At 66.0% G+C, this 10562-nt stretch carries 9 protein-coding genes; 6 read left to right on the forward strand and 3 right to left on the reverse strand.

What is annotated here, in order from left to right:
* The coding region (locus O0J15_RS19180; RefSeq protein ID WP_308306121.1) for a hypothetical protein at positions 1-355 on the reverse strand (355 nt) is incomplete at its 3' end.
* A gap of 175 nt (positions 356-530) precedes the next feature.
* On the opposite strand from O0J15_RS19180, the gene O0J15_RS19185 reads away from it, so the two are divergent.
* From O0J15_RS19185 to O0J15_RS19210, 6 genes are all read left to right on the forward strand, one after another.
* Positions 531-1118 (forward strand): glutathione peroxidase, encoded by a 588-nt coding sequence (locus O0J15_RS19185; protein ID WP_019660400.1) that lies wholly within the window; start codon positions 531-533, stop codon positions 1116-1118.
* A 96-nt stretch (positions 1119-1214) separates the two neighbouring features.
* Complete coding sequence (locus tag O0J15_RS19190) at positions 1215-2192, forward strand: FKBP-type peptidyl-prolyl cis-trans isomerase (protein WP_019660399.1); 978 nt, start codon at positions 1215-1217, stop codon at positions 2190-2192.
* Between the two features lie 23 nt (positions 2193-2215).
* Positions 2216-3565 carry a UDP-glucose/GDP-mannose dehydrogenase family protein gene (locus O0J15_RS19195; protein WP_019660398.1) on the forward strand — a complete coding sequence of 450 codons (1350 nt, stop codon included), beginning with the start codon at positions 2216-2218 and terminating at the stop codon, positions 3563-3565.
* Positions 3558-3797, forward strand: a complete 240-nt coding sequence (locus tag O0J15_RS19200) for a SlyX family protein (RefSeq protein WP_019660397.1) — start codon at positions 3558-3560, stop codon at positions 3795-3797. The genes O0J15_RS19195 and O0J15_RS19200 overlap by 8 nt, the downstream gene beginning before the upstream one ends.
* A gap of 10 nt (positions 3798-3807) precedes the next feature.
* The gene (locus O0J15_RS19205) at positions 3808-4494 is read left to right on the forward strand and encodes a DUF2058 family protein (protein ID WP_134735623.1); all 687 of its coding nucleotides are present in this window, start codon (positions 3808-3810) and stop codon (positions 4492-4494) included.
* 48 nt (positions 4495-4542) lie between these two features.
* The gene (locus tag O0J15_RS19210) at positions 4543-6615 is read left to right on the forward strand and encodes an acyltransferase family protein (protein WP_308306122.1); all 2073 of its coding nucleotides are present in this window, start codon (positions 4543-4545) and stop codon (positions 6613-6615) included.
* Positions 6616-6627: 12 nt separating this feature from the next.
* Here the strand turns inward: O0J15_RS19210 and O0J15_RS19215 are convergent, their stop codons facing one another.
* Together O0J15_RS19215 and metH are read right to left on the reverse strand one after the other, a co-directional pair.
* A complete protein-coding gene (locus O0J15_RS19215; RefSeq protein ID WP_134735625.1) occupies positions 6628-7812 on the reverse strand; it encodes an MFS transporter in 1185 nt (394 codons plus the stop codon).
* Positions 7813-7891: 79 nt separating this feature from the next.
* Positions 7892-10562: methionine synthase (metH, locus tag O0J15_RS19220; RefSeq protein WP_308306123.1), on the reverse strand; the 2671-nt coding region annotated here is incomplete at its 5' end.

The raw sequence follows: 10562 nt of genomic DNA on the forward strand, positions 1-10562 counted from the left end.
GGGAGGAGGGGGTGGCATTCCCTGCCGGGGAGAGCGTCGCGTCCTGCGCACTTTCGGCAGCGGCCGAAGCAGGGGCGGTGGGCGTGGCCCACCAGGCCAGCACGAGCAGGGTCGAAACAGCGACGGCCGCGTGTGCGGTGAGGTTGCGACGGATCCGGACGTTCATGGCTTCCCCCTGTCTCAGGTGACTGGTGTTGTATGCAACTATAACACCGGCACGCCGGGGTGCAAGCCCCCGCATCACCCAACTGATGGCAGGGGCGGTCAAGAACGCGCCATATCCATCCAGGCAATTGATAATAAAGGAAAACTTGGTTGTGAAACCGGCTTTCCTGACCGCCTTCCATTCAGTCACGTCAATCCTATGTCAATGACGACGCGCCGCGGCCGTTTCCCACAGGCTGTCGCCAGGCCCGGCAAAGCTGTGCCACGGCGGGGCCGACAGGTGCCACAGGGCCCGGTGCTATAGTTCGGCCGATTCCCGGCCGATGCTGGCCGGACCCTTGAAACGGCTATTGCGGAACGTTCCCATGCCCCTGTCGACCGCCTTCCCGCACCGCTTCCGCGGCCTGTCCCTGTTGACTCTGCTGGCCCTCGGCCTGGCAGCCTCGGCCAATGCGCTGGCCGCCGACCTGCTCGACGTCAGCTACCGGCCGCTGGCTGGCAAGCAGCAGGTCAACCTGCAGCAGCGCTACCACGGCCAGGTGCTGCTGGTGGTCAATACCGCCAGCAAGTGTGGCTATACCCCTCAGTACGAAGGCCTGGAGGCGCTGCACAGGCAGTACGCCGGCAAGGGCTTCGCGGTGCTCGGCTTCCCGTCCAACGATTTCAAGGGCCAGGAGCCCGGTGACGAGAAGCAGATCCAGGACTTCTGCACCCTGACCTACGGCGTCAGGTTCCCGATGTTCGAGAAAGTGCATGTGGTCGGTCCGCAGGCCACGCCGCTGTACCAGCGGCTGACCGCAGCGACCGGCGTTGCGCCGGCCTGGAACTTCCACAAGTACCTCGTGGGCCGCGATGGCAAGGTCATCGCCCAGTTCGCCAGCAAGGTGACGCCGGACGATCCGCAGCTGATCGCGGCCATCGACAAGGCGCTGGCGGCCGCCGCCACGCATTGATATCCGGCACGCATGCCTCGACATCGACGGCATGCGTGCGACAATGATCCTTTTCGCGCCGACGTCGGCGCCCAGACACTTCCAGGAATGCAGCGAATGAAGATGGGAATGCGCGGCGCCGCGGCGTCGGTTCTGATTCTGGCGATGGGCACTTCGGGTGTCGCTCTGTCGCAACAACCGGCTGCCCCCGCAGCCGCCAAGGAGACCGCAACCTTGAATTCCCCCAAGCAGAAGCTGGGCTACGCCATCGGCCTGGACGTGGCCAAGTCGTTCACTCCGATCGCCGATGAGATCGACGTGGCCGCGCTGCGCACCGCCGTGGAGCGTTCGTTCGAAGGCCTGCAGCCGCAGATCACCCAGGAACAGGCCAAGGCCACCGACGCGGCCCTGCGCCAGGTCGTGATGGCCCGCAGCGGCCAGCAGGTGCCGGGCGTGGCGCCGGGTTCGCAGCCGCCGAAGGTCGACCGCGTCAAGGTCTCGCAGATGATCGGTTCCTACTCGGTGGGCCCGTCGCTGGCGCAGCTGAAGGATGACATCGACGTCGCCTCGCTGTTTGACGCGATCAGCACCGGCCTGAGCAAGGGACAGCCGAAGATGACGGAAGCTGACGCGACCGCCACCATTCAGGCCTTCATGGGCAGCAAGCAGGCCGAAATGCAGGCCAAGGCCGCCGCCGCTGCGCAGACCAACCGCGAGGAAGGCAATGCGTTCCTGGCCAAGAACAAGACCCAGCCGGGCGTGGTGACCACCGCGTCGGGCCTGCAGTACCAGGTGATCCGCCCGGGTAGCGGCGAGCGTCCGCTGCCGAGCAGCAAGGTGCGCGTGAACTACGAAGGCAAGCTGCTCAACGGCACCGTGTTCGACAGTTCCTACGGCCGCCAGCCGGCTGAGTTCGGCCTGGACCAGGTGATCAAGGGCTGGACCGAAGGCGTTGCGCTGATGCCGGTCGGTTCGAAGTACCGCTTCTGGATCCCGGGCGAACTCGCCTACGGTGAGAACGGCACTCCCGGCGGCCCGATCGGCCCGAACGCGACTTTGACGTTCGACGTCGAGCTACTGGGCGTCCTGCCGTAAGTCATCGAGGAGCGAATACGGATATGCGCGTTGCGATTTTTGGTACGGGTTACGTTGGACTGGTGACCGGTACCTGCCTGGCCGATGTCGGTCATCAGGTGGTCTGCGTCGATATCGACCAGGCCAAGGTAGATGGCCTCAACCAGGGCGTCATTCCCATCTATGAGCCTGGCCTGGAGCCGATGGTGAAGGCCAACCACGCCGCGTCGCGGCTGGCATTCACTACCGATGCCGCGTCGGCGATCGCGCATGGCCAGGTAGTGTTCATCGCCGTGGGTACCCCGCCGGACGAGGATGGCAGCGCCGATCTGCAGTACGTGCTGGCCGTTGCCCGTACCATCGGCCGGCACATGAGCGTGCCCACCGTGGTGGTCAACAAGTCGACGGTGCCGGTGGGTACCGCCGACAAGGTGCGCGCCGCCATTGCCGAAGAGCTGGCCGCGCGTGGCGCGGACATCACCTTCGACGTGGTGTCCAATCCGGAATTCCTGAAGGAAGGCGACGCAGTCGCCGATTGCATGCGCCCGGACCGCATCATCATCGGTGCGACCAGCGATGAGTCGGTAGCGGTAATGCGCCGCCTGTACGCGCCGTTCAACCGCAACCACGACCGCGTGGTCGAGATGGACGTGCGTTCGGCCGAGCTGACCAAGTACGCCGCCAATGCGATGCTGGCAACCAAGATTTCATTCATGAACGAAATCGCCAACATTGCCGAACGCGTCGGTGCCGACGTCGAGCAGGTCCGCCAGGGCATCGGCTCGGACCCGCGCATTGGCTGGCACTTCATCTACCCGGGCGCCGGCTACGGCGGCTCGTGCTTCCCGAAGGACGTGCAGGCATTGGCCCGTACCGCCCAGCAGCATGGCCTGGAGCCGAAACTGCTCAATGCAGTGGAAGCGGTCAACGATGCACAGAAGGGCCATCTGTTCGCCCTCATCCAGCGTCATTACGACAAGGGCGAGGACGAAGGGGTGCGCGGCAAGACCTTCGCCGTGTGGGGCCTGGCCTTCAAGCCGAACACTGATGACATGCGTGAAGCCTCCAGCCGTCGCCTGCTGGCGCAGCTGTGGGAAGGCGGTGCCACGGTGCGTGCCTACGATCCGGAAGCAATGCACGAATCGCAGCGCATCTTCGGCGAACGCGATGACCTGGTGTTCTGCAGCAATGCTGACGAAGCGCTGCAGGGCGCGGACGCCCTGGTCGTGGTGACCGAGTGGAAGCAGTTCCGCAGTCCCGATTTCCAGAAGCTGCGCGAGCAGCTGAAGGACGCGGTGGTGTTCGACGGCCGCAACCTCTATGAGCCGGCCGAAGTGGAAGCCGCCGGCCTGGCGTACTACGGCATCGGCCGGGGGCGTTCGCTGCATGTCTGATCTACCGACCGAACGCGAGCAGGCGCTGGAAGCGCGCCTGGTCGAGTTGGAGATGCGCGTGTCCTTCCAGGAACAGGCGCTGGCCGAGTTGAGCGATGCGCTGGCTGATGCCCGCATGCAGGGCATGCGCAATGCCGATGTGCTGCGCGTCCTGCTGGAGGACCTGGGCAAGGTCCGCAACGCACTGAATTCTTCCGATCCGGCGAGCGAACCGCCGCCGCCGCACTACTGATCCGAATCCTATGAGCGATACCCTCCGCGACCAGCTGATGGGCCTGGGCTTCAAGCCCGCGCCCAAGCCCGAGCGCAAGAATGATGGCCCCCGCCGTGACGGCCGCCCGCAGGGCAAGGGTGGCAACGGCAATGCAAAGCCGCAGGGCGCAGGCAAGGGCGAGCACAAGCCCGGCGAGCGTCGCGGGCATGGCCATGGTGGGGCGGGCAAGCCCGGTGGGCAGGCGCGTGGTGGCCAAGGGCAGCAGGGGCCGCGCAAGCCGCGCAGCGCCGAAGAGATGGACCTGGCCAAGGCCTATGCGATCCGTGCGCAGCGGGAGAAGGAAGAGCGCATCGAGGCCGAGCGCCTGAAGCAGGAAGAAGCACGCGTGCGCCGTGAGGCGAAGACCAAGCTGGAAGCGCTGCTGCAGGGCAAAAGCCTCAATGCCGAGGAGGCGGACATTGCCCGCCACTTCCCGTACGGCGGCAAGATCAAGCGCATCTATGTGACCGCCGAACAGCTGACCGCGCTCAATGCCGGTGAGCTGGGCGTGGTCCAGCTCAACGGCCGCTACCTGCTGGTGACCGCCGAGGTGCTGGCACAGTGCGAGGCAGTGTTCGCCCCGTCGGTGGCGCTGAAGGTCGATCCGAATGCGCCGGCCGAGGAAGATCCGTACGCGGACCCACAGTACCAGGTGCCGGACGACCTGGTCTGGTAAACGCGTGATCGCCGTGGGCGCGTTGCCCCCGCGGCCGCGGAGGAAGGGATGACCGCTGATCCAAGCCGCGGCTACGTGCCGCACATTGACGGCCTGCGCGCGATCGCCGTGCTGGCTGTCATCGTGTTCCACCTGGACCCGGGCTGGTTGCCGGGCGGGTTTACCGGCGTGGACGTGTTCTTCGTCATCTCCGGTTTCGTGGTCAGCGCGTCGGTACATCGGCTGCCGCCGCTGTCGCTGGGGCAGTCGATGCTGCGCTTCTATGCGCGCCGCATCCGTCGTATCGCACCGGCGCTGCTGGCGTGCGTGTTGCTGACCGCTGTGGCGAGCGTGCTGTTCATTCCTGAGTCGTGGCTCAGCGAAGCCAGCGACAAGACGGGGCTGATGGCGTTGTTCGGCTTCAGCAACTGGGTGCTGGCGGCGATCGGCAACGATTACTTCGCGCCCAAGGCCGAATTCAATCCCTACACCCATACCTGGTCGCTGGGTGTGGAAGAGCAGTTCTACCTGCTGTTCCCGTTGCTGTTCCTGGCCTGGGCACGTGGCGCGCGCGGGCGCTGGATCAGCCTGGGCCTGTTCGCACTGGTCAGCATGGCATCGCTGCTGCACGCTGCGGTGCTGGGTCTGCGCGAGGCGCCGCCATCGTGGGCGTTCTACGCCACCAGCACCCGTCTCTGGCAACTGGGCGTGGGCGTGGTGCTGTTCCAGCTGCTGCACGTGCGGCAAACGCTGGACCCCGCAACCAGTCAGGCACTGAAGCGCGCTGCGCCGGTGTTTTCCCTGCTGGCCATGATGGCGCTGGTCCTGCTGGGGTGGGCTCTATGGTCCTCGCGTGCCGGGCGCTCGCCGTGGCCTGACGGCCTGCTGCCGGCCTTCGCCACCGCAGGCCTGCTTTGGACGCTGCATCATCATCCGCAGGCATGGGTGGCGCGGCTGCTCGCCAGCGCTCCGATGCGCCGCATTGGCCTGCTGTCGTACTCGCTGTATCTGTGGCACTGGCCGGTGTTCGTGCTGATGCGCTGGACCGTGGGCCTGCGGACACCACCGCAGATGATCGCTGCGATGGTGCTGGTGCTGCTGCTGTCATGGGTATCGTGGCGCTGGGTCGAGCAACCCTTCCGCGGCCCGTTGTCGCAGCGCCTGCGTCCAGGCCGGTGGGTGCTGAGCGGCGCAGTCGTACTGCTGTGCGCCGCCGGCATCCAGGCATTGCTCTACCTGCAGGCGCCGCGGCTGTCGCTGAGTACCGTCAGCCGGCATCCAGCCGATTGGTATCCCAATGGCGAGAGTGTGGCGGGTGATTATCCCGATTGTGCTCTGGTGGCCGCGAAGCATCGATTCGAAGGCGGCAGTGCGCGCACCTTTACCCGTGGAAACTGCGACCGTCCGCTGCCGGCCGGTGCGCCGAAGCGGGTGTTTGTTGCCGGCGATTCGCATGCGATGGCCTACATCGAGCTGCTGCAGCGCCTGGCGCTGGAAACCGGCTCTGAGGTCTCCCTCTATGGCCGTGGCGGATGCCCGCAGGTGAGCCTGCAGAAGTGGCGCGGTGCCGGGGCCGGTTGCACCGATTTCGACGCAGCGGTGTTTGCCGACATCGCGCAGCGCGCGCAGCCGGGGGACGCCGTGGTTCTGGTATCGCTGCGGGTGCCGCGCCTGTCCGATCAGTTCGTGCTGTTCGATGCGCAGGCGCAGCTGGCGGGCGAACTGACAGCGGAGGCCACGGCAGGGCGTGAGGCCGAAGCGGCCGAGGCGATCAAGCAGTGGAAGCCTCTGGCCGAGCGCGGTGTGCGCATCGTGCTGGAGGCACCCAAACCGGTGCTGCCGGCGCCCCCCTATCGCTGCTCGGACCGCTTCAATGCGCGCAACGAGGTCTGCCGCAACGGGCTGGACAGCACGCGCGTCGCGATGGAAACGTTGCGGGCACCCATGCTGGGCAGCCTGCGGCAGGTGGTCGATGGACTGCCGGGGGGCGTGCTGTGGGACCCGCTGCCGGTGCTGTGCGACGACGCGCTATGTCCCGCGCAGCGCGATGGCCGCCCGCTGTTCTTCGATGGCGATCATCTCAGCGCGCATGGCAACCGCGTGCTGCTGCCTTCGCTGGAGCAGGTGTTGCTGCAGCGCTGAACCGGAGCGTTGTCAGTGTGCGCCGTGGGTCCGGCGCGCGCGCATCAGCGGCAGGCTCAGCGCGAAGAAGCAGAGCAGGGCGCCGATCAGGGCAAACCCGCTAGCCGCCAGGAACGCGGTGCGGCCATCGTCGATCTTCCACAGCTGGCCGGCAATAAGCGCGCCCAGCACCCCGCCGACACCCGACGAGAATCCATAGAGCAGTCCCTGGCCGTGGCCATTGAGACGACCGGGGAAGTAGGTCGCCAGCATCTGCATCGCCGCCGCAAAGAACGCGGCAAAGCCCAGCGCGTGCGCGGTCTGCGCCAGCAGCATTACCGGCAGGTTCTCCGGGAACAATGCGGTCACGGCCCAGCGCAGGCAGGAACTGACCAGTGCGATCAGCAGCATCCAGCTGGCGTCGTAGCGGCGGAAGAAGCGGCCGATGGTGAAGAACACGCCCACTTCGAAGACCACGCCGATGGTCCACAGCAGGCCCAGGGTGGAGGTACGGTAACCGTGATGGTCCATGTAGACCGAGAAGAACGTGTAGTACGGGCCGAACGACAGCTGCTCCATGAACGCGGCCAGGAAGAACGCCAGCACCGGCGGTCGGCGCACGATCTGCCAGAAGCCGCTGGCATCCCCCGCCGTCCTGCCGATGTCGCGCGCGTAATGGTTGCTGAAGGCCGAGGCAACCAGCAGCACGAACAGGGGCAGCATCATCCAGGGCAACAATCCGGCGTGGCTGCCGGCGCCATCGCCTTCGATCAGCCAGCCGAACAGGGTGACCACGGCGATGAAACCGAGCGAGCCCCAGACCCGGATCAGCCCGTAGCGATGGCTGTCGTTGCCCAGGTGGGTGAGGGTGATCGACTCGAACTGCGGCATCACCGCGTTGTAGAAGAAGCAGAACACGATCATCGCCGGGTACATCCACGGCTGCGGCAGGGGCAGCAGGAAGGCGGCGAAGCTGAGCAGGGTCAGCACGCAGCCGACGCGCAGTAGGCGGATCGGTCGCGGTGATGCGGCCGCCAGCGAGGTCCAGGCACTGGGTGCGATCACGCGGGTGGCGTACCACAGGCCCATCATCACGCTGATCGCGGTCACGCTCATCCCGCGCGCGGTCAGGAACAGGCTCCAGTACGGCGTGAACGCGCCGAGCGCCGCGTAGTAGAACAAGTAGAAACTTGAGAGGCGGGCAACGGGAACGGTCATCGCGGGAATAATGCACGGTAGCGCCGGGCCATGCCCGGCGGACGGGAGATGACGCCGGGCATGGCCCGGCGCTACCGCCTCATTCGGGATCGTAGTCGAGATTGGAGGCCAGCCAGCGTTCGGCCTGGCCGCGGTCCACGCCCTTGCGCCGGGCATAGTCGGTGACCTGTTCGCGGCTGAGCCGTCCGACAACGAAGTACTGGCTCTGCGGATGGCTGAAGTAGTAGCCGGAGACAGCGGCCGTGGGCAACATCGCGAAGCTCTCGGTCAGTTCCATGCCAGCGTTCTTCTCAGCCTGCAGCAGGTCGAACAGGCGGCGCTTCTCGCTGTGCTCGGGGCAGGCCGGGTAGCCTGGCGCCGGACGGATGCCGCGGTACTGCTCGTCGATCAAGGCTTCGTTGTCCAGCGTCTCGGCGCGGTCGTAGCCCCAGAATTCTGTACGCACGCGCTGGTGCAGGCGCTCGGCCAGTGCCTCGGCGAAGCGGTCGGCGAGGGCCTTCAGCAGGATCGCGTTGTAGTCGTCATGCTCGGCCTCGAAGCGCGCGACGTGGGTGTCGATGCCGATACCGGCAGTGACCGCGAACGCGCCGATCCAGTCCTGCTTTCCGCTTTCGGCCGGTGCAATGAAATCGGCCAGGCAGAAATCCGGGCGTTCGGCTGGCTTGTCCACCTGCTGGCGCAGGAAGTGCAGGGTGGTTTCGCCCTGTGCGTGCTGCACGCGGACATCGTCGCCGATGCTGTTGGCCGGCCACAGGCCGAACACGGCCTTGGCCGTCAGCCACTTCTCGCCGACGATGCGCTCGAGCATCGCACGGGCATCCTTGTACAGCTCGCTGGCCTGGCTGCCGACGATCTCGTCGGTGAGGATCGCCGGGAACTTGCCGGCCAGCTCCCAGGCCTGGAAGAACGGCGTCCAGTCGATGTAGTCGACCAGTTCGGCCAGGGGATAGTCGTCGAACACGTGCAGGCCGGGCTGATTCGGTGCCGGTGGCGTGTAACTGTCCCAGCCGCCCTGGAATTTCTGCCCGCGCGCATGTTCCAGCGTGACCAGACGCTTGGCGTCGCCCCGGTTGCGGTGGCGCGCGCGGATTTCGGCATAGTCGGCTTCGTTGGCGGCAACGAAGGCCTCGCGCAGATCACGCGAGATCAGCGACTGCGCAACGCCAACCGCTCGCGATGCATCCTTCACCCATACCGTCGGCGCCTTGTAGTGCGGGTCGATCTTCAGCGCGGTGTGCGCACGCGAAGTGGTCGCACCCCCGATCAGCAGCGGCAGGTCGAAGCCCTGGCGCTCCATCTCGCGGGCAACGTGGCTCATCTCCTCCAGGGACGGGGTGATCAGCCCGGACAGGCCGATCAGGTCGGCGTTGTGCTCGCGGGCGGCATCGAGGATCTTCTGCGCCGGCACCATCACGCCGAGGTCGACCACGTCGAAGTTGTTGCAGGCCAGTACGACGCCGACGATGTTCTTGCCGATGTCATGCACATCGCCCTTCACCGTAGCCATGATGATCTTGCCGTTGCTCTTGGCGGTGTCACCGCTGCGCGTCTTTTCCGCTTCGATGTAGGGCAGCAGGTAGGCCACGGCCTTCTTCATCACGCGCGCGGATTTCACCACCTGTGGCAGGAACATCTTGCCGGCGCCGAACAGGTCGCCGACGATGTTCATGCCGTCCATCAGCGGGCCTTCGATCACATCCAGCGGGCGGCTGGAGGCCTGCCGGGCCAGTTCGGTGTCTTCCTCGACGAAGGCATCCAGGCCGTGTACCAGGGCATGCGCCAAACGCTGTGCCACCGGCTTTTCGCGCCAGGCCAGGTCTTCGGTCTTCGCCGCGCCCTTCTTGCCCTTGTAGCGCTCGGCGATCTCCAGCAGACGCTCGGTGGCATCGCTTCGGCGGTTGAGGATCACGTCCTCGACGCGCTCGCGCAGGTCCGGCTCCAGGTCGTCGTAGATCGGCATCGCGCCGGCGTTGACGATGCCCATGTCCATGCCGGCGGCGATCGCGTGGTACAGGAACACCGAGTGGATGGCCTGGCGTACCGTTTCGTTGCCGCGGAAGGAGAACGAGACGTTGGAGACGCCGCCGGAGACGTGGCAGTGCGGCAGGGTCTGCTTGATGATGCGGGTGGCTTCGATGAAGTCCACTGCATAGTTGTCGTGCTCTTCGATGCCCGTAGCGACGGCGAAGATGTTCGGGTCGAAGATGATGTCCTGCGGCGGGAAACCGATCTCGTCGACCAGGATGCGGTAGGCACGGGTACAGATTTCGACCTTGCGCGCGCAGGTGTCGGCCTGCCCGTTTTCGTCGAACGCCATCACCACCGCAGCAGCACCGTAGCGCAGCACCTTGCGCGCGTGCTCGCGGAACAGCGCCTCGCCTTCCTTCAGCGAAATCGAGTTGACCACGCTCTTGCCCTGCAGGCATTTCAGGCCGGCCTCGATCACGCTCCACTTGGAGGAATCGACCATCACCGGGATGCGCGCGATGTCCGGCTCGGACATGATCAGGTTGAGGTAGCGGGTCATCGCCGCTTCCGAATCGATCAGGCCCTCGTCCATGTTGACGTCGAGGATCTGTGCGCCGTTGGCCACCTGCTGGCGCGCGACGTCCACCGCTTCTTCGTAGCGGCCTTCCTTGATCAGCTTCCGGAACTGCGCGCTTCCCGTGACATTGGTGCGCTCGCCGACGTTGACGAACAGCAGGTCGGGCGTAATGACCAGAGGTTCCAGGCCGGACAGGCGGGTGGGG

The sequence above is a fragment of the Stenotrophomonas sp. Sm10 genome, assembly GCF_030985515.1.
Classification (GTDB): Bacteria; Pseudomonadota; Gammaproteobacteria; order Xanthomonadales; family Xanthomonadaceae; genus Stenotrophomonas; species Stenotrophomonas hibiscicola.